The following is a 19047-nucleotide window of genomic DNA, read 5'->3' on the forward strand; positions in this document are numbered from 1 at the left end:
GATGACGCTTCGAGGAATCGTCTGGCTCGCGATCCTGTTCGCGATCGCCGCGGCACTCGCCACCGTCGGCCGTTTCGACGCGGGGCAGGTGCTGCTCGTCTATCCGCCGTACCGGGTCGACGTGTCGCTGAACCTGTTCGTGATCTCCATCGTCGTGTTGTTCATCGTCGTCTACGCGCTGCTGCGCATCGTGCGCAACATCTGGCGCATGCCGCAGCGGGTCGCCGCCTATCGTGCGCGTTCGCGCAACGAAAAGGCACAGGCGTCGCTGCGCGATGCGATCGCGAACCTGTACGCAGGCCGCTTCTCGCGCGCCGAGAAGGCCGCGCGCGATGCGCTCGCGGTCGATGCGAACCAGGGCGCTGCAAGTCTCGTCGCGGCGACCGCCGCGCACCGGATGCACGAGTACACGCGTCGCGACGACTGGCTGTCGAAGGTCGACGCACCGGAATGGCAGGATGCACGGCTGCTTGCCGCGGCCGACATGCGCGCGGATGCACGCGATGCCGACGGTGCGCTCGCCGCGCTGGCCGACCTGCAGGCGGGCGGCAAGCGTATCCATGCGCAGCAGGTCGCCCTGCGCGCGCAGCAACAGTTGAAGAACTGGGCCGAGGTGCTGAAGCTCGCGAAGGCACTCGAGAAGCGCGAGGCGCTGCATCCGGCTGCGGCCGTGCGGCTGCGCCAGCAGGCGGCGGAGAATCTGTTGCGCGAACGCCGGCATGACCCGGACGCGCTGCTCGAGGTGTGGCAGTCGCTGTCGCCGCTCGAGCGCCAGTCGCCGCGCCTGGCCGATCTCGCGGCCGACCTGCTGGTGACGCTCGAGCGCCGCACCGAAGCGCGCCGCATCGTCGAAGAGGCGCTCGCGCACAACTGGGATGCGCGCCTGCTGCGCCGCTATCCGGATACGGCCGGCGGCGATGCGTTGCCGCTGATCCAGAAGGCCGAAGGCTGGAAGAAGGATCACCCGGACGATGCCGACCTGCTGTTCGCGCTCGGCCGTCTCTGCCAGCAGCAGCAGCTGTGGGGCAAGGCGCAGTCGTTCCTCGAAGCCGCGTTGAAGCAGGCCGACAACGAGGCGCTGAAGGTGCGTGCGCACCGTGCGCTCGCACGCCTGTTCGAGCATCTTGGCGAAACCGACAAGGCGGCGAAGCACTACCGCGAAAGCGCGCTCGCGATCACCGTGGTCTGACGCGGCGGCGCTTGCCCGCCGCGCGTCAAAAAGCCCCGAACGCCAACCGGCCTTCGGGGCTTTTTCATGTATTGCCCTGCGGCAGGCACGTCGTCGCGTGCCGCGTCACTTGTCGACGAGCCGCTTCGGCACCGACAGCGCGAGCAGCCCGCCGAGCACGAGGAACGCGGCGAGCATGTACATGCCCGCGTCGTTGGCGCCGGTCGCCTGCTTGAGCCAGCCCATCAAGTACGGGCTCAGGAAGCCCGCGAGGTTGCCGATCGAGTTGATCATCGCGATGCCCGCTGCGGCTGCCGCGCCGCCGAGGAACGCGGTCGGCAGGCTCCAGAACAGCGGCAGCGTCGTCAGGATGCCCATCGTCGCGAGCGTGAGGCCGAGCATCGCGAGCGTCGTCTGGTGCGCCCATATCACCGACAGCACGAGCCCGAGCGCGCCGAACGCGGCCGGAATCGCAAGGTGCCAGCGTCGTTCGCGCCGCTTGTCCGCGCTGCGCGCGATCAGAATCATCGCGACCACCGCCGCCGCATACGGCACCGCCGACAGCAGGCCGATCATGAACGTGTCGGTCACGCCGGTCGCCTTGATGATCGTCGGCAGCCAGAAGCCGACGCCGTACAGTCCCATCACGAACGAGAAGTAGATGAGCGCCATCAGCCACACGCGCGGGCTTGCCATCACCGCGCCGAGCGGCAGGTCTTCCTTGGTCGCTTCCTCCGCGTCGACGTTGCGCGCGAGCAGCGCCTTTTCGTCGTCGGTGAGCCATTTGGCCTTCGCGATCCGGTCGTCGAGCGCGAAGAATACGAGCACGCCGGCCAGCACCGACGGGATCCCTTCAAGCAGGAACAGCCATTGCCAGCCGTGCCAGCCGCTCACGCCGTTGAACGCCTTCAGGATGAAGCCGGAGAGCGGCCCGCCGATCACGCCGGACAAGGCGACCGCCGTCATGAAGAACGTCGTCATCCGGCCGCGCCGGTGCGCGGGATACCAGTAGGTGAGGTACAGGATCACGCCGGGGAAGAAGCCGGCTTCGGCGACGCCGAGCAGGAAGCGCATCACGTAGAACATCGCGGGCGTCGTGACGAACATCGTCAGGATCGAGATCACGCCCCACGTCGCCATGATGCGCGCGATCCAGACGCGCGCGCCGACCTTGTGCAGGATGATGTTGCTCGGCACTTCGAACAGGAAGTAGCCGAAGAAGAAGATCCCGGCGCCGAGCCCGTAGACCGTGTCGCTGAGATTCAGGTCGCTCGCCATCTGCAGCTTCGCGAAGCCGACGTTCACGCGGTCGAGATACGCGACCACGTAGCACAGCAGCAGGAGCGGCGTGAGTCGCCAGGACACCTTGCGGTAGGTTGCTTCCTCGAATGTGCCGGACGAGCCCGGCAGCGATTGCGTCGATGTTGCCATGTTGTCTCCAGTTCTTGTCGTTGTCCGGAGCCGGCGCGTCGGCGCCCGATCCGGTCGTGCGAAGCGATGATGATGCTTGGATGCGGCGCCGGCCGGCGATGCCGGTGCGCGCAATTGCGGCGGTGCGGCTAGATGCAGCGCCCGCCGTCGACTTCAAGGCACACGCCGGTGACGAACTCGGCTTCGTCGGACGCCAGGTACAAGGCCGCGTTCGCGATGTCCTGCGGCGTCGAGAAGCGGCCGAGCGGAATCGTCGCCAGGAACCGGCGGCGATTCTCCGGTGTGTCCTCGCAGCCCATGAACTCGGTCATCAGGCCCGTCTCGCCGAGCACCGGGTTGATGCAGTTCACGCGGATGCGGTCGGCGCCGAGCTCGGCCGCGAGCGACTTGCTCGCGGTGATCATCGCGCCCTTCGTGCTGTTGTACCAGACGAGGCCCGGGCGCGGCCGCACGCCGGCCGTCGACGCGACGTTCACGAACACGCCGCCGCCCTGGGTGCGGAAATACGGCACGAACGTCTGCACGCTCCAGAACAGGCTCTTCATGTTGACGGCATACACGCGGTCGAACTCGGCTTCCGTCACGTCGAGGACCGGCTTGTTGCGGTGCGTGGTGCCGGCGTTGTTCACGACGATCTGCACCGAATGGAAATCGTCGAGCGCGGCCTGGAGCAGTGCGCGCCAGTCGGCGTCCTTCGACACGTCGCCCGCGACCGCGATCGCCTTGCCGCCCGCCAGCGCGATCTCGCTCGCGACGCGCTCGGCCGCTGCGCCGTTCAGGTCGTTGACGACGACGTTCGCGCCTTCTCGTGCATAGGTCTTCGCGATGCCCTCGCCGAAGCCTGAACCGCCGCCCGTGACGATGGCCGTCTTGCCGCTCAGCCGCATGATGTGTCTCCTGTGTTGGAAGCGTGCGTGGTATTTCGGTGCGGGGCCGGTCGTGGCCGGCCGCGTTCGTCTGGTTCAGCCGTGCCGGATCGCGATCGTCTTCAGGGCGGTGAAGCCGTATAGCGCCTCGAAGCCTTTCTCGCGACCATGCCCCGAGTGGCCGACGCCGCCGAACGGCAGCTCGACGCCGCCCCCGGCTCCGTAGTTGTTGACGAATACCTGGCCCGCGCGCAGGCGGCGCGCGAGACGCAGCTGGCGTGCGCCGTCGCGGGTCCAGATGCCCGCGACGAGGCCGTAGGGCGTACCGTTCGCGAGCGCAATCGCTTCGTCTTCGTCGACGAAACGCATCGCGGCAAGCACCGGGCCGAACACTTCCTCCTGCGCGAGGCGGTGCGACGGCGGCACGTCGCGCAGCAGCGCTGGGGCCTGGTAGAAGCCGCTTTCGGGCGCCTCGGCGACGACCTGGCCGTGCGCGGCCATCGGAATGCCGTCGTGCTGCGCATCGGAGAGGAAATCCCACACGCGTTGTTGCTGCTTCGCGTTGATCAGCGGGCCGCAGTCGAGATCCGCGCGGCTCGGGCCGACCCGCAGCCCGTTGAAGGCGGTGGCGAGCCGTTCGACGAGCGGCTCGTAGACCGCGCGCTCGATCAGCACGCGGCTGCCGGCCGAGCAGGTCTGCCCGCCGTTCTGCACGATCGCCGACACGAGCACGGGCAGCGCCGCGTCGAGATCGGCGTCGGCGAACACGATCTGCGGAGACTTGCCGCCGAGCTCGAGCGTCACGGGGACATGGTTCTCCGCGGCCATCTGTGTGACCAGCTTGCCGGTCGCGGGCGAGCCGGTGAACGAGATGTGGTCGATGCCGGGATGGCGCGCAAGCGCGGCGCCCGCTTCATGGCCGTAGCCGGTGACGACGTTCAGCGCACCGGACGGCAGCCCGGCTTCGGCGGCCAGCTCGGCCACGCGCAGCACGGACAGGCACGCATCCTCGGCCGGCTTCACGACGCATGCGTTGCCGGCCGCGAGCGCCGCGCCGACGCTGCGCCCGAAGATCTGCATCGGGTAGTTCCACGGCACGATGTGGCCGGTGACGCCGTGCGGCTCGCGCACCGTCAGCACCGTGTATCCGGCCTGATAGGGGAGGGTTTCGCCGTGCAGCTTGTCGGCGGCGCCCGCGTAGAACTCGAAGTAGCGTGCGAGCGCGGCGGCGTCGGCACGCGCCTGTTTCAACGGCTTGCCGGTGTCGCGCGCCTCGATCGCTGCGAGTTCCTCGAGGTGGTCGGCGACGCGCGCGGACAGCCGCATCAGCACGCGGCCGCGCTCGGCGGCGCTCGCCGCGCCCCACGGGCCCGAGAATGCGTCGCGGGCCGCGGCGACCGCGCGCTCGATGTCGGGCGCGGTGCCGCGCGCGATCGTTGCGAATGGCTGGCCGTCGGACGGGTCGACGACCGGAATCGTCTCCAGTTGCGCGGGCAACGTCCATTCGCCTGCGATGAAGTGCTTCGCCTCTTCCATGCCTGCTCCTGTCGACCCGAGTTAGCGCTTTAGCGCTTACTCGGGTCCCATGCTTCGCGGTCGACCCAAGTTAGCCCTTTAGCGCCTACTCGGGTCCCATGCTTCGCGGTCGACCCAAGTTAGCCCTTTAGCGCTTACTCGGGTCCCATGCTTCGCGGTCGACCGGAGTTGCCATTTCAGCGCTTGGTCCGGTCCCATGCAAATCTGTCGGTGCTTCAGCAGTTACCCGGATTCCATGCAACGTCGCCCGTGGTTCGGCGGTCGGACATCCGGAACGATTATCGCGCCGATCGTCATCCGGACGCCACCGGTCGATTGGCTATAATGGCGCATTCCCTGCGGGGACGCCCGCGGCGGTGCACCGGCCGCGGTGCCCTGTCCTGAATTCCCATCGACCAACAGAGAGCGCTATGAGCTTCAATCATGTTCCGGCCGGCAAGGACCTGCCGCACGATTTCAACGTGATCATCGAGATCCCCGCGCAAAGCGATCCGGTGAAGTACGAGGCGGACAAGGAGCTGGGTCTCCTCGTCGTCGACCGCTTCATCGGCACGGGCATGCGCTACCCGGTGAACTACGGCTACATCCCGCAGACGCTGTCGGGCGACGGCGATCCGGTCGACGTGCTGGTGATCACGCCGTTCCCGCTGCTGGCCGGCTCGATCGTGCGTTCGCGCGTGCTCGGCATGCTGCAGATGACCGACGAGTCGGGCGTCGATGCGAAGCTCGTCGCCGTGCCGCACGACAAGGTCTGCCCGATGACGGCGAACCTGAAGTCGATCGACGACGTGCCCGAGTACCTGAAGGACCAGATCAAGCACTTCTTCGAGCAATACAAGGCGCTCGAGAAGGGCAAGTGGGTGAAGGTCGAAGGCTGGGCCGGCATCGACGCCGCGCACAAGGAAATCGCCGACGGCGCCGCGAACTACAAGAAGTAAGCCGGCAGGCCGGCCTCGCGGCCGGTTCGTTCGGAACGCAAACCGCGCGTGTCTCCTCAGGAGGCCGCGCGGTTTTGTTTTGCGCGCGGGATGGCGCGCGCGACGGTTTTCTTGCGGGCCGCAGCGGGCTGGGCGCCCGCACTTGCCGCCGTCTTCGCACGTTTCGCTTCCGTTGCGCGGCGTGCGGGGGCAACGGGGGGCGCGACGGCCTCGATGATTTCGGCGGCGCCCTTCCTTGCCGACGAACGCCCGCGCGCCGGGGACGAAGCAGGGGCGGCGCGTCCGTCCGCGGCGGGCTTGGCGCCGGTTGCCGCCGCTTTCCGTTTCGGCGATGCGTTCGCGACTGGCTTGCCCCGTTTTGCCGGCGTCCCGCGCGCGGCGGTCTTTTTCCCTTCCGTGTCGTCGGCGGTCCTCGCACGTTTCGAGGCGACAGGCGAGGCTTTTGCCGACGTTGGTGCCGTTGCGGCTTGAGCTTTCTTCGGGGTTTTCGCGGCCCCGGGCTTTTTCCCGGCAGTTCCGCGCTTCGCGGCTTTATCGCGAGCCTTTTTGGTTTCGGCCGGCTCGTTCGCAATGTCGGCGCGCTTCACCGTAACCTTCACCTTCTTCCTTCCGCGTGTGCCGTCCTGCGGCTCGGCGGCGTCGACGTTTCCGTCGATCGACATCCCGGCCGGCAACACCGATTCGAGCGTCCTGATCCCGGCCGCCAGCTCGCGTTTCTGCGCGGCCGTGAGCCGCTTCACCCAGTACTCGGCGCGCGATGCGATCGACCGGTCGGGCAGCGGGAACGATGCGAGCACGGCGCGCGGCTTGCGCGATCGCGTATAGCGCGCGCCCTTGCCGGACGCATGCTCGTCGAAGCGCGCGGCAACGTCGGTCGTGATGCCCGTGTAGACGCTGTCATCGGCGCACTCGATCAGATACAGAAACCAGGACATGGGAAGGCGGCGGGATGCGAAGCCGTCAGTGTCTCAGAAATGGCGTGCGTCAACGCCACCGATCGCCGTGACCGTCGCTCAAGCGGCTCGTCGGCTGGACGAAGATTGCGCTGCGGTCGGGCGAGGCGCGCACCTTCAGTATCGCGGTGCCGGCGCAGCGCTTCGCGGTCCGGGAGGCGAATGCGCACGCGTGGCGGATCGGTGCAGGCCTTTACTGGCTGTCGGCGGCCGCGTCGTCGTGCGACCCGCAGGCGGTGTCGCGGACGGTGACGCACGCCGCGCGCTGAAGAGGACGAGCAGATGGTCGCTGTCCAGATGTGCCGATGCTACCCGGCGCTCCGCCGAAACGGATCGTGTTCGCGCAGCTCGTCGACGTACGCGTGGATATGCTCGGTCTCGCGTTCGAGAAAGCGCGCGACCGCGTCGGAGAACGCCGGGTGCGCGAGCCAGTGCGCGGAATGCGTGACGGTCGGCAGGAAGCCGCGCGCGAGCTTGTGCTCGCCCTGCGCACCGCCCTCGAACGTGTCGAGCCCGGCCTCGATGCAGAACTCGAGCAACTGGTAGTAGGCAGTTTCGAAATGCAGGCAGGGCACGTGTTCGAGCGCGCCCCAGTAGCGGCCGTACAGCGTGCCGCCGATGCCGTTCGCGCCGCGCCGGTATACGGCGAGCGAGCTCGCGATCGGCTTTCCGTCGGCCTCGGCGATCACGAGCAGCAGGTTCTCCGGCATCGTCGCGCCGATCGCGCGGAAGAAGTCGAGGTTCAGGTACGGGCTCGAAAAGTGCTCGCGGTAGGTCTGCCGATAGCAGCGCGTGAAGAAGCGCCAGTCGGCGTCGGTGATCTGCTCGCCGGTGAGCCGCCGGAACGTGACACCGGCATCGCGCACCTTGCGCCGTTCCGCGCGGATGTTCTTGCGCTTCTTCTGCTCGAGCGTGCCGAGGAAGTCGTCGAAGTCGCGATAGCCGTCGTTGAGCCAGTGGAACTGCACGCCTTCGCGCAGCATCATCCCCATCGACTCGAGCAGCCGTGCTTCGTCGCCGGTCGGGAACAGCACGTGCAGCGACGACACGTCGCTCTGCTCGGCAAACGCCAGCAGCGTGGCCGCGAGCCGGCGGCGTGCGTCGTCGTCGGCGGCGAGCAGGCGCGTGCCCTGCACGGGCGTAAACGGCACCGCGCACAGCAGCTTCGGGTAATAGGGCAGGTCGTTGCGCTGATACGCGTCGGCCCACGCCCAGTCGAACACGTATTCCCCGTACGAATGCTGTTTCGCGTAGACGGGGGCGGCGGCCGCGAGCCGGCCCGTGCGCGCGTCGGTCAGCGTGACGAAGTGCGGCGACCAGCCGGTGTCGTCGACCGCGCAGCGTGCGACGTGCAGCGCGTCGAGGAATTCGTGGCGCAGGAACGGCGTCGGCTGCGCGTCGCGCTCGAGCAGTGCGTTCCATTCGTCGGCGGGCACCTCCGCGGGGGACGACAGGATGCCCGTGCGATAATCGATGCGTTCGTGTTTCAAGCGTGAATCCGTACTGTTGGATGCCGCCGGATGCGTGCCGCCGTGGCCCGCGTCCGGGATGATTTCGTCAGCCGTTCAGGGCGCGCCACCGGGCTGCGCCGATCCCGTCATGAAGACCCGACTCGCTCTCGCCCAGATCAACGTCACCGTCGGCGATTTCGCCGGCAACGTCGCGCGTATCGTCGCTGCCGCCCGCGCCGCGCACAACGATGGTGCGCACCTGATGATCGCGCCCGAACTCGCGCTGTCCGGCTACCCGCCGGAAGACCTGCTGCTGCGGCCCGCGTTCTACACGGCGGCGGCCGCCGCGCTCGACACGCTCGCCGATGCGCTGCGCGCGTTCGACGGGCTCGCGGTGCTGGTCGGCCATCCGTTGCGGAGCGCAGGCGGCGATGCGTCGGGCGGCGATCCGCACGCGCCAGCCGTCGATGGTAATGCAAACCGCCCGATCGAGCGCGGCGTGCCGCCGACCGACACCTACAACGCGGTGTCGCTGATCGTCGGCGGCGAGATCGTCGGTACGTACCGCAAGCAGGATCTGCCGAACGCAGACGTGTTCGACGAGAAGCGCTACTTCGCGACGGACACCGAGCCGCTCGTGTTCGAGCTCAACGGCGTCCGATACGGCGTGATCATCTGCGAGGACGCCTGGCATGCGTCGGCCGCACAGATCGCGAAGGCTGCGGGCGCGCAGGTGCTGCTGATCCCGAACGGCTCCCCGTATCACATGAACAAGGAAGCGCTGCGCATCGACATCCTGCGCGCGCGGATCCACGAAACCGGGCTGCCGATGGTGTACGTGAACCTCGTCGGCGGCCAGGACGAGCTCGTGTTCGACGGCGGCTCGTTCGTGCTCGACGCGCAGGGCGCGCTCGTCGCGAAGATGCCGCAGTTCGACGAAGGGCACGCGATCGTCGAATTTGACGGGCCGCGCCCGCTGCCCGGCGCGATCGCGCCCGAGCTGTCGGTCGACGCGCAGGTCTATCGCGCGCTCGTGACCGGCGTGCGCGACTACATCGGCAAGAATGGATTTCCTGGCGTGCTGATCGGGCTGTCGGGCGGCGTCGATTCGGCGCTGGTGCTCGCGGTCGCCTGCGACGCGCTCGGGCCCGAGCGCGTGCGCGCGGTGATGATGCCGTCGCGCTACACGGCCGACATCTCGACCACCGACGCGGCGGAGATGGCGCGGCGCGTCGGCGTGCGTTACGACGAGATCGCGATCGCACCGATGTTCGACGCGTTCCGTGCGGCGCTCGCGGGCGAATTCGCGGGCCGCGCCGAGGACGCGACGGAAGAGAACATCCAGGCGCGCATTCGCGGCACGCTGCTGATGGCGCTGTCGAACAAGTTCGGCTCGATCGTGTTGACGACCGGCAACAAGAGCGAGATGGCGGTCGGCTACTGTACGCTGTACGGCGACATGGCCGGCGGCTTCGCGGTGATCAAGGACATCGCGAAAACGCTGGTCTACCGGCTGTGCCGCTATCGCAACGCAACGACGGACTACGGGCTGCGCGACGTGATTCCCGAGCGGATCCTGACGCGCGCGCCGTCGGCCGAGCTGCGCGAGAACCAGACGGACCAGGACAGCCTGCCGCCGTACGAGGTGCTCGACGCGATCATGCGGATGTACATGGAGGAGGACCGGCCGCTCGCGGAGATCGTCGCGGCCGGCTATGCGCAGGCCGACGTCGCGCGCGTGACGCGGCTCATCAAGATCAACGAATACAAGCGCCGCCAGGCGCCGATCGGTATTCGCGTCACGCATCGCGCATTCGGGCGCGACTGGCGCTATCCGATCACGTCACGCTTTACCGAACGTCTCGACTGAGCCGTGCTGGGCCGTACGCGGCCGGCCGGCTTACAATCGGGATCGCGATTTTGCATCCAAACGAGCATTGAGGGACAACCATCATGAAACGCATCACCGCCATCATCAAGCCGTTCAAGCTGGACGAAGTCCGCGAAGCGCTCGCCGAAGTGGGCCTCACCGGCCTGACCGTGACGGAAGTGAAGGGCTTTGGCCGCCAGAAAGGGCACACCGAGCTGTATCGCGGCGCCGAATATGTGGTCGACTTCCTGCCGAAGATGAAGATCGAGGTGGTCGTCGCGGAAGCGCAGGTCGACCAGGTGATCGATGCGGTGATCGGCGCGGCGCGCACGGGCAAGATCGGCGACGGCAAGATCTTCGTGTCGGACGTCGAGCGCGTGATCCGCATCCGCACCGGCGAAGAGAACGAAGCGGCGGTCTGAGCACCGCATCGGGCTGTGGATCGCTCGATCCCGGCTCGCCAATAAAAAACGGTGCGGATACCCGGGTGGGTACCGCACCGATACGCGCCTCTCGCAGCAGCGTGGAAAGTGTTGTCGAATCGTTCTCTGGACGGCGCCTGATCAGAACAGGTGCTGGATGCCGGCGTAGACGCCGGTCTGGCTGCCGCCCGGATGCGGGTTGCCCGTCGAGACGGCCGTGCCGGCGCCGTTCGCGTTCAGGCCGAAGTTGGCCGTCGAGCTGTTGCGCACCGTCGCGACCTGCACGTCGAACAGCGTGCGCTTCGAAATGTTGTACGAGCCGCCGACCGTGTAGATGTTCGCGTTGCCGCCGCCGTGGTTGGCGTTCACGTGGTACACGGCCGCGATCAGCGCTGCCGCCGGCGTTGCCTGCCACGTCACGCCACCCCAGACCTGCTGGGTGCCGGTGATGCCGTTGTTGACGGCCGGGCCGCCGCTGCCGTCCGCGTGCGACGACTGGTAGGCCGCCTGCACCTTGAACTGGCCGAGGAACACGTTCACGCCCGCGAAGTATTCACGCGAGTAGTTGAACACGTCCGAGAAGCGGCCGTTGCTGTCGCGCGTTTCGTCGTAGATGCCGCGCAACTGGAACAGCGAGTTCGTGTAGGTAACCTGCGCGCCGGCTGCACGACCCGGCTGGCCGGCCGTCGTGTTGCCGTTGAAGCTGGTCGAGTTCGAGAACGCGAACTGGCCGTAGAAGTCGAGGCCGTAGAACTGCGGCGACTGGTACGACACGTTGTTGCTGGTCTTGTTCCAGTTGCGGCCGCGCACGAGCGATGCCGACGACCAGCTCGACTGGCCCAGCGGATCGAAGTCCCACACGCCGTTGGCGATCGCGAGTTCGCGACCCAGCAGCAGCGTACCGTAGCGGTCGTTCGAAATACCGACGGTCGCGAAACGATCCCAGATCGAGCCGCTGAAGCCGCCCGTCATCGTGTTAAACGCGCCTTCGAGGTGGAACAGGACCTTGTTGCCGCCACCGATGTCCTCGCTGCCCTTCAAGCCCCACAGGCTCGTGCCCCAGTCGCCGCTTTCGGCGCGCACTTGGTGGCCGTTCTGCAGGCCGTTCAGGTACTCGAGGCCGGCATCCAGGCGACCATACAGCGTGACGCTGCTCTGCGCGTGCGCCGAAATCACCCCAGCAGCCATCAGCGCGGCCGCGACCAAAGCTTTCTTCATCATCTCCTCCATACCCTGTCAAAAAGTCAACCCAGACTGCACGAGATGCCCGGAGCAGCGAGCGCCGGGCAAAAGCGAAAAGCGGGATAACCAGGGAGACCTCGTGCAGGGCCGGTAAGCGCGGCACGCGGGCAAGCGGACGGAAAACCGTTGAGCGGTCCCGCGCGGCCGGGTCGGCTTGCGGGGTCTCCTTGTTGTGTCGTGAAGCTAAACTACATTTCACGAACTTCGTTTTGCTACTTTGGTTACTAATTTAGCAAAAATACAATTTTGTGGCGATGGAAATCGTTGTTTGACTAACACGTGTCGCCAATTTGCCATGCAACACGGTGCGCGGCGGGCATCGCGGAGCCTGTCGATTACCGGAAAACCCTTGTCCGGCAAGGGAGACACGGATTCCGCGGCGATGGGTCAAGGATTGCCACTATTGACGTTGCCGGAGCGCGAGCGTAAGCGCGGAAGCGGCAAAATTGGTCAGTATTTCGTAACAAGGAGGCGGTGGCCTGCTGCTGCCGGAGTGATGCCGGAAACGGTGGGGCGGCAGGGTGGCAGGGCCCGCCGTACAAGCGTTTCCGGCTCAACCTGGCTCGGGCCGGGCAGCGAGCAATTGCGTGCGAAGCCACCGGTGCGCGTCGGTGCGCGCGTGCTTCGCGTGCGAGTAGACCTTCACCGTGTAGCGCGGGATCTCGAACGGCGCGGGGAAGATGCGGATCGGCGCCGCGCGGCGCAGCGCCTGCGCGGCACGGTTCGGCACCGTCATCAGGAGTCCCGATTCCGCGATCACGAACGGTGCGGCCAGCACGCTCGGCAACTGCACGGCGACCTGCCGTGCGAGGCCGAGCCGGTCGAGCACGTAGTCGATGACGCCGCGCGACTCGTTCCACGGCGTGACGACCACGTGGCGTGCCGCGAGGTACTGGTCGAGCGTCAGTCGGCGGTGGACGTCCGGATGCGTGGCGCTCGCGATCACGACGTAGTCGTCCGAGAACCAGTCGAAATCCTCGATACCCGGCGCGTCGGCGGCCGACTCCTCGTGATAGCCGAGCGCGAAGTCGATCCGGCCGGCCGCGAGTTCGTCGATCGAGATCTTGCGGTCGGAGTGGACGACGCGGATCCGCAGCCGCGGCGCGACCTGCTCGATGCGCGCGAGCAACGCCGGCAGCACGGCGAATGCCGTGTAGTCGCTCGCAGCGAACACGAACGTGCGGTCACTTTGCGCGGGATCGAAGCGGCGTGCGCGGGCGAGCCCCTTCGACATCGTGTCGAGCGCATCGCCGGCCCATGTGGCGATGTCGTCGGCGCGCACGGTCGGCTGCATCTCGTTGCCGAGCCGCACGAACAGCGCATCGCCGATCGCGTCGCGCAGCCGGGTGAGCGCGTGGCTCAGCGCGGACGGGCTCATCGCCAGCTCGTGCGCGGCCGCGGCGACCGACCGGTGGCGGTACAGCGCGTCGAACGCGAGCAGCAGGTTCAGGTCGAGACGGCGCAGGTCGGGATGCATCATGTTCATGTCTGGATGAAGAAACTGCACTTCCTGCAGTTGAGCCGTGAACGTAGCATGTCGATCTGTCCGACGCCAGGCGCGCTTGCGCGGGTGCCGCATTCCGTTTTCAGTCCGGGCCGAAGGAGGGCTCCCCACCGTGCAAATCGACATTCGTTCCGCCACCGTCGCCGACGTGCCGCAAATCCTGCGTTTCATCACCGAGCTGGCCATCTACGAGAAGGCGGAGCATGAAGTGGTCGCGACGGCCGCGTCGCTGGAGCGCAGCCTGTTCGGCGAAGGAACGCCGGCGCGCGCGCTGATCTGCGAGGTCGACGGCGAGCCGGCCGGCTTCGCCGTGTATTTCTTCTCGTATTCGACGTGGCTCGGCCGCCAGGGGCTCTATCTCGAGGATCTGTACGTATCGCCGCGCTTTCGCGGCGCGGGTGCCGGGTTGCGGCTGCTGAAGGCGCTTGCGCGCATCGCCGTGGACAACGGATGCGGGCGCTTCGAATGGAGCGTGCTCGACTGGAACGAGCCGGCGATCCGTTTCTACGAGAGCGTCGGCGCCGCGCCGCAGAGCGAATGGGTGCGCTACCGGCTCGCGGGCGATGCGCTACGCGCGTTCGCCGACGGCGCACCGGTGGACGTCGTGTAAACGCAAGACGGGCGCCGCATGGCGCCCGTTCGCGTGTCGTCGCGCGTCGCGCGCGTTACTTGAGGCTACCCGACAGGAACCCGCGCAGGCGTTCGCTCTTCGGGTTGCCGAACACCTCGGACGGCACGCCTTCTTCCTCGACGCGCCCCTGGTGCAGGAACATCACGTGATTCGACACGTTGCGCGCGAAGCCCATCTCGTGCGTGACGACGATCATCGTGCGGCCTTCCTCGGCCAGCTTCTGCATCACCTTCAGCACTTCACCGACCAGTTCCGGGTCGAGCGCCGACGTGGGCTCGTCGAACAGCATGACGTCCGGATGCATCGCCAGCGCGCGCGCGATCGCGACACGCTGCTGCTGCCCGCCCGACAGATGCGACGGATACTGCTTCTCGACGCGCGGCGCGAGGCCGACCTTCTCGAGATACGTGCGCGCACGCTCCTCGGCTTCCTTCTTCGGAATGCCGAGCACGTTCACGGGCGCTTCCATCACGTTCTCGATCACGTTCATGTGCGACCAGAGATTGAAGTGCTGGAACACCATCGACAGCTTGGTGCGCACGCGCTGCAACTGTTTCGGATCGGCCGCGCGCAGCGCGCCGGCCTTGTCGAGGGCGGTGCGTACTTCCTCGCCGTCGACGAAGATGCGGCCCGCATTGGGCTGTTCGAGGAAGTTGATACAGCGCAGCATCGTGCTCTTGCCTGAGCCGGACGAGCCGATCACGCTGATCACGTCGCCCGAGTTCGCTTTCAGCGACACGCCCTTGAGCACCTCGTTGTCGCCGTACCGCTTGTGCAGATCGTCGACGAAAAGCTTCTGAGTCTGGGAATTCATCAATAGTCCTGCGAAAACTTACTTGCCTTGCGGGCGCAGATACGCGAGCCAGCGACGCTCTGCCTGGCGGAACAGCCACACGAGCGTGAACGAGATCACGAGATAGAGCAGGGCGGCGATCCCGAATGCGTGGAACGACATGTAGGTCGCCGAGTTCACGTCGCGCGCGATCTTCAGGATGTCCGGCACGGTCGCGGTGAACGCGACGGTGGTCGCGTGCAGCATCAGGATCACTTCGTTGCTGTACAGCGGCAGCGCGCGGCGCAGCGCCGACGGCAGGATGACGCGGCGGTACATCGTGAAGGTGGACATCCCGTATGCGCGCGCGGCCTCGATCTCGCCGTACGACGTCGCCTTGATCGCGCCCGCGAAAATCTCGGTGGTGTACGCGCAGGTGTTCAGCGTGAACGCGAGCAGCGTGCAGTGCATCCCGTCGCGGAAGAACGCGTCGAGCAGCGGCGTGCCGCGCACGACCTGCAGGCTGTAGAGGCCGGTGTAGCAGAGCAGCAATTGCACGTACAGGGGGGTGCCGCGGAACACGTACGTATAGAGCCACACGGCGCTCGACAGCCACTTCCTTTTCGACACGCGGGCCACCGCGAGCGGCACCGACAGGCAGAAGCCGAGGCCGATCGACACGACCAGCAGCCACAGCGTGATCGCGACGCCGGTGATCCGGAAGCCGTCGGTGTAGAGGTAGTTGCGCCAGTATTCTTGGATGAGTTCGATCATAGGTCAGCCTTGCGGACACCGGTCGAGTAGCGCTTTTCGAGCCACATCAGCACGAAGTTCGAGATCGTCGTGATGGCGAGGTAGACCGCACCGGCGATCAGCGTGAAGAAGAAGAACCGCAGCGTGCCCTTGCCGGCGTCCTGCGACGCCTTCACGACGTCCGCGAGGCCGATGATCGACACCAGTGCGGTCGACTTCACGAGCACCTGCCAGTTGTTGCCGATGCCCGGCAGCGCGAAGCGCATCATCTGCGGGAACATGATCCGCGTGAACACCTGCCAGTTGGTCATTCCGTACGCGCTGCCGGCCTCGAGCTGGCCGCGCGGCACCGACAGGAACGCGCCGCGGAAGGTCTCGGTGAAGTACGCGCCGTAGATGAAGCCGAGCACGAGCACGCCGGCGAGGAACGGGTCGATGTCGATCTGGTCCCAGCCGAGTGCATCGGTCGCCATGTTCAGCCAGATCTGCAGGCTGTAGAACAGCAGCAGCATCAGCACGAGGTCGGGCACGCCGCGGATCAGCGTGGTGTAGACGGTGCCGGCGCCGTTCGTGAAGCGGTTGCGCGACAGCTTCGCACCCGCGCCGAGCAGGCCCAGCAGGAACGAGAGCGCGAGCGAAAGCACCGCCAGTTTGACGGTTTGCCAGGTGCCTGCGAGGATCAGCGGGCCGTAGCCTTGTAGAAACATATGTGGTCCCTGGTGTGGTCCCGGACGGCGCACGCGGTGCGCCGCGAAAGACGCGCCCGCCAAGCTGCGCGGAACGCCCCGTGCGTATCATGACCGTCCGCCCCGGCAACGGTGCCGGGCAAGCCCGTCGCGGGGAGCGGCGGGCGCAGCGCGGGCGGCGCGTGGTTGACTGCCTGTACTGCCGGACGCGGGGCGCCCCCGCATCCGCTTCCCGTCATTGTCGGCGCTCAGCGAACCGAGTAGACGCTGAACGAGAAATACTTGTGCGACAGCCGGTCGTACGTGCCGTCCTTGTGCATGTCGGCCAGCGCCTTGTTGATCTTGAGCTTCAGGTCCGTGTCTTCCTTGCGCAGGCCGATCGCGGTGCCGTCGCCGATCGTCTTCGGATCCTTCACCTCCGGACCGGCGAACGCGAAGCCCTTGCCGCGCGGCGTGCGCAGGAAGCCGTAGTCGGCCTGCAGTTCATCCTGCAGCGTCGCGTCGAGGCGGCCCGAGCCGAGATCGGCATAGACCTGGTCCTGGTTCTGGTAAGGAATGATCGTCACGCCTTGCGGTTCCCAGTACGCCTTCGCGTAGGATTCCTGCGTCGAACCTTGCTCGACGCCGACGTGCTTGCCCTTGAGCGACGCGACCGTCGGCAGCAGCGGCGAGCCGGCCTTCGCGATCATCCGCGCGGGTGCGTCGTACACCTTGTCGGAGAAGTCGATCTGCTCGCGACGCTTGTCCGTGACGGTCAGCGACGACACGATGACGTCGTACTTCTTCGCCTTCAGCGCGGGAATGATCCCGTCGAGATCCTGCGCGACCCACACGCACTTCACGTTGATGCGCTTGCAGATTTCCTTGGTGAGATCGACGTCGAAACCGACGATCTCGCCGCTCGGGGCGGTCGACTCGAACGGCGGGTAGCTGGCGTCGACGCCGATCCGCACGGTCTTCCACTCTTTCGCGAAGGCGCTGCCCGCCACGAGGGCGAGGGCGGCGCACAGGGCGGCCTTCTTCATTTCCATCCTTTTGTCGCTCACTTCCGGGAGGGCGCTCGCGGCCGGTCGGGCCGGGCGCCGCGGCGTATTCTAGACGGCCAAAATTCGTGTTTCGGCGCGCTGGCAACGGCGCTCGCCGCACGGGCGAACGCCAAAAGGGCGGTATTTTACCCGAACGCGATACCCGGAAAACGGCAATCCGGCGTGACCGATGGATTCTTCGATCCGCTCGTTGCGGCAATCGTGGTATTCGCAACGAGTATTGCGCCGATTGGTTTCGTGAGCGCAACGATGCGGTGCGCGGACGGCGGATTGTGGCGCGCTTGGCGCGCCTCTACAGTGCAGGTAAACCCGAAGAAAGAATGTCTGCCCTGCCGGAGTGCCCGCCCCATGTTCCAGATCCGTCGCGCCGCCGACCGCTGTCACACGCGCCAAGGCTGGCTCGAGTCGAGTCACAGCTTTCCGCTTGTCGGCCATGCCGAGGCCGCGCATCCGCCGGTCGGCGCGCTGCGCGTGCTGAGCGAGGACTGGATCGCGCCGACGCGCGGCTTCGGGATGCAGCCGCGCCGCGATCTCGAAATCGTCACCTGCGTGCTCGACGGCGCGCTCGCGCATCGCGACAGCCTTGGCAACGGCGCCATCGTGCGGGCCGGCGGCATCCAGCGGATGAGCGCCGGCACGGGGCTCATGCACGGTGAAACCAATGCGTCGCGCGACCGGGTGCTGCATCTGCTGCAGATCTGGCTGCAGCCGGCCGAGCGCGGCGGGCGGCCCGGTTACGCTCAGCGGCATTTCGCCGACGACGAGAAGCGCGGCCGTCTGCGGCTCGTCGCGTCGCCGGACGGCGCCGACGGCGCGCTGTCGATCGGTGCGGATGCGCGGATCTTCGTGGGGTTGCTTGACGGCGACGAGGAGGCGGAATTCAGCGTGCCGGCCGGACGCGGTACTTATGTGCATGTGGCGCGCGGCGACGTGGAAGTCAACGGCCACGCACTGGCCGCGGGCGACGGCGCGCGGATCGCCGGGGTGGACGCGATTGCGTTCGCGCGCGGCCGGGCGGCCGAGGTGCTGCTGTTCGACGTCGCCTGAAACGAAACAGGGGACGCGGGCCGAGTACCCGCGTCCCCTGCGATGCCGCCCGGGAAGGCGGCCCGCCGGCTTACTGCGCCGGCGCCGACGCGGCCTTGGCCGCGCGGTGCTGCTGCCAGCGTTCCTTCATCTTCTCGTGACGCTGCTCCATCCGCGCGAACTGCTGCTTCAGCGCGGTGCTGACCGTCGTTTTCTGCTGGTCGTTCAGTCCGTTGTAGAACGCGAGCCACGCGGCCGAACTCTGCTCGCGCAGTTGCGCATTCTGCTGCTCGGCCTGCTGGCGGGCGGCGTGCATCGCGTTCAGGTCGAGGATCGGCTGATTCTGCTGCGCCTTGAATTGCTCGCGCATCTGCTCGTGGCTCTTGCGCATCGCTTCATGGTTCTGCTTCATCGTGTTGACGGCCGTCTGCCATTGCTGCTCTTGCGATGCGTTGAGCTTCAGCTGATCGTGCAATTTCATGAGCACGCCGAACGGGCCGCCGTCATGGTCGCCGTGCATCTGGTGCATGCCGGGGCCGCCCGGCGGCGGCATGTCGTTGGGCTGCGCGGCATGCGCGGTGCCGAATGCGAGCGCGAGCACGGTGGCGGCCGCAATGGCCACGCGGGAAGTCTTCTTATACATTTCAGAAACTCCTGTATCCAAAGGGTCCGGCGATGCGGTGCGCGGGTGACGCGTGTGCCGCATCCGGTAAGACGCAGGTTAGCGGCGCGTGCCCCGGCAGGTGTTACGT

Annotated in this window: 18 protein-coding genes and 1 pseudogene; 7 read left to right on the forward strand and 12 right to left on the reverse strand. The window is 67.0% G+C overall.

Annotated features, from left to right (window positions below; genetic code table 11):
- Position 1 precedes the first annotated feature (1 nt).
- Positions 2-1189: a heme biosynthesis protein HemY gene (locus tag WS75_RS10765; RefSeq protein ID WP_059680468.1), complete on the forward strand. Its 1188-nt coding sequence runs from the start codon at positions 2-4 to the stop codon at positions 1187-1189.
- Positions 1190-1294: 105 nt separating this feature from the next.
- On the opposite strand, the gene WS75_RS10770 is transcribed toward WS75_RS10765, so the two are convergent.
- From WS75_RS10770 to WS75_RS10780, 3 genes are all read right to left on the reverse strand, one after another.
- Positions 1295-2599, reverse strand: coding sequence for an MFS transporter (locus WS75_RS10770; RefSeq protein WP_059680469.1), 1305 nt, complete (start codon positions 2597-2599; stop codon positions 1295-1297).
- A 128-nt stretch (positions 2600-2727) separates the two neighbouring features.
- Positions 2728-3486, reverse strand: coding sequence for an SDR family oxidoreductase (locus WS75_RS10775; RefSeq protein WP_059680470.1), 759 nt, complete (start codon positions 3484-3486; stop codon positions 2728-2730).
- Between the two features lie 75 nt (positions 3487-3561).
- Positions 3562-5001 (reverse strand): aldehyde dehydrogenase family protein, encoded by a 1440-nt coding sequence (locus WS75_RS10780; protein ID WP_059603720.1) that lies wholly within the window; start codon positions 4999-5001, stop codon positions 3562-3564.
- A 410-nt stretch (positions 5002-5411) separates the two neighbouring features.
- On the opposite strand from WS75_RS10780, the gene ppa reads away from it, so the two are divergent.
- On the forward strand, positions 5412-5939 hold the full coding sequence (ppa, locus tag WS75_RS10785; RefSeq protein WP_011885693.1) for an inorganic diphosphatase: 528 nt from the start codon (positions 5412-5414) through the stop codon (positions 5937-5939).
- Positions 5940-5995: 56 nt separating this feature from the next.
- On the opposite strand, the gene WS75_RS10790 is transcribed toward ppa, so the two are convergent.
- Positions 5996-6874, reverse strand: coding sequence for a GIY-YIG nuclease family protein (locus WS75_RS10790; protein WP_059680471.1), 879 nt, complete (start codon positions 6872-6874; stop codon positions 5996-5998).
- 89 nt (positions 6875-6963) lie between these two features.
- On the opposite strand from WS75_RS10790, the pseudogene WS75_RS31870 reads away from it, so the two are divergent.
- Positions 6964-7161: pseudogene (locus WS75_RS31870) on the forward strand (fibronectin type III-like domain-contianing protein); the annotation flags it as partial.
- A 39-nt stretch (positions 7162-7200) separates the two neighbouring features.
- Here WS75_RS31870 and WS75_RS10795 read toward each other — a convergent pair.
- Positions 7201-8382 (reverse strand): GNAT family N-acetyltransferase, encoded by a 1182-nt coding sequence (locus WS75_RS10795; RefSeq protein WP_059680472.1) that lies wholly within the window; start codon positions 8380-8382, stop codon positions 7201-7203.
- Positions 8383-8491: 109 nt separating this feature from the next.
- Here WS75_RS10795 and WS75_RS10800 point away from each other — a divergent pair, with 109 nt between their 5' ends.
- A complete protein-coding gene (locus WS75_RS10800; protein ID WP_059680624.1) occupies positions 8492-10213 on the forward strand; it encodes an NAD+ synthase in 1722 nt (573 codons plus the stop codon).
- 83 nt (positions 10214-10296) lie between these two features.
- Positions 10297-10635 carry a P-II family nitrogen regulator gene (locus tag WS75_RS10805; RefSeq protein ID WP_006398637.1) on the forward strand — a complete coding sequence of 113 codons (339 nt, stop codon included), beginning with the start codon at positions 10297-10299 and terminating at the stop codon, positions 10633-10635.
- Between the two features lie 141 nt (positions 10636-10776).
- Here WS75_RS10805 and WS75_RS10810 read toward each other — a convergent pair whose 3' ends face one another.
- Both WS75_RS10810 and WS75_RS10815 read right to left on the reverse strand, forming a co-directional pair.
- On the reverse strand, positions 10777-11856 hold the full coding sequence (locus tag WS75_RS10810) for a porin (RefSeq protein WP_059680625.1): 1080 nt from the start codon (positions 11854-11856) through the stop codon (positions 10777-10779).
- Between the two features lie 574 nt (positions 11857-12430).
- Complete coding sequence (locus tag WS75_RS10815) at positions 12431-13357, reverse strand: LysR family transcriptional regulator (protein WP_059680626.1); 927 nt, start codon at positions 13355-13357, stop codon at positions 12431-12433.
- A 136-nt stretch (positions 13358-13493) separates the two neighbouring features.
- On the opposite strand from WS75_RS10815, the gene WS75_RS10820 reads away from it, so the two are divergent.
- Complete coding sequence (locus WS75_RS10820; RefSeq protein WP_059680473.1) at positions 13494-13991, forward strand: GNAT family N-acetyltransferase; 498 nt, start codon at positions 13494-13496, stop codon at positions 13989-13991.
- Positions 13992-14046: 55 nt separating this feature from the next.
- Here WS75_RS10820 and WS75_RS10825 read toward each other — a convergent pair whose 3' ends face one another.
- From WS75_RS10825 to WS75_RS10840, 4 genes are all read right to left on the reverse strand, one after another.
- Positions 14047-14826: an ABC transporter ATP-binding protein gene (locus WS75_RS10825; RefSeq protein WP_059680474.1), complete on the reverse strand. Its 780-nt coding sequence runs from the start codon at positions 14824-14826 to the stop codon at positions 14047-14049.
- Positions 14827-14844: 18 nt separating this feature from the next.
- Complete coding sequence (locus WS75_RS10830; protein ID WP_059680475.1) at positions 14845-15558, reverse strand: ABC transporter permease; 714 nt, start codon at positions 15556-15558, stop codon at positions 14845-14847.
- Positions 15555-16244 (reverse strand): ABC transporter permease, encoded by a 690-nt coding sequence (locus WS75_RS10835; RefSeq protein WP_044847743.1) that lies wholly within the window; start codon positions 16242-16244, stop codon positions 15555-15557. Before WS75_RS10835 ends, WS75_RS10830 begins: the two co-directional genes overlap by 4 nt.
- 227 nt (positions 16245-16471) lie before the next feature.
- A complete protein-coding gene (locus WS75_RS10840) occupies positions 16472-17248 on the reverse strand; it encodes an ABC transporter substrate-binding protein (protein WP_059680627.1) in 777 nt (258 codons plus the stop codon).
- Between the two features lie 369 nt (positions 17249-17617).
- Here WS75_RS10840 and WS75_RS10845 point away from each other — a divergent pair, with 369 nt between their 5' ends.
- Positions 17618-18316, forward strand: a complete 699-nt coding sequence (locus WS75_RS10845; RefSeq protein WP_059680476.1) for a pirin family protein — start codon at positions 17618-17620, stop codon at positions 18314-18316.
- Positions 18317-18386: 70 nt separating this feature from the next.
- On the opposite strand, the gene WS75_RS10850 is transcribed toward WS75_RS10845, so the two are convergent.
- Entirely contained in the window at positions 18387-18938 is a 552-nt protein-coding gene (locus WS75_RS10850; RefSeq protein WP_059680477.1) for a periplasmic heavy metal sensor, read from the reverse strand.
- Positions 18939-19047 lie beyond the last annotated feature (109 nt).

Origin of the sequence: Burkholderia sp. FL-7-2-10-S1-D7 (assembly GCF_001524185.1) — a bacterium.
Classification (GTDB): Bacteria; Pseudomonadota; Gammaproteobacteria; order Burkholderiales; family Burkholderiaceae; genus Burkholderia; species Burkholderia diffusa.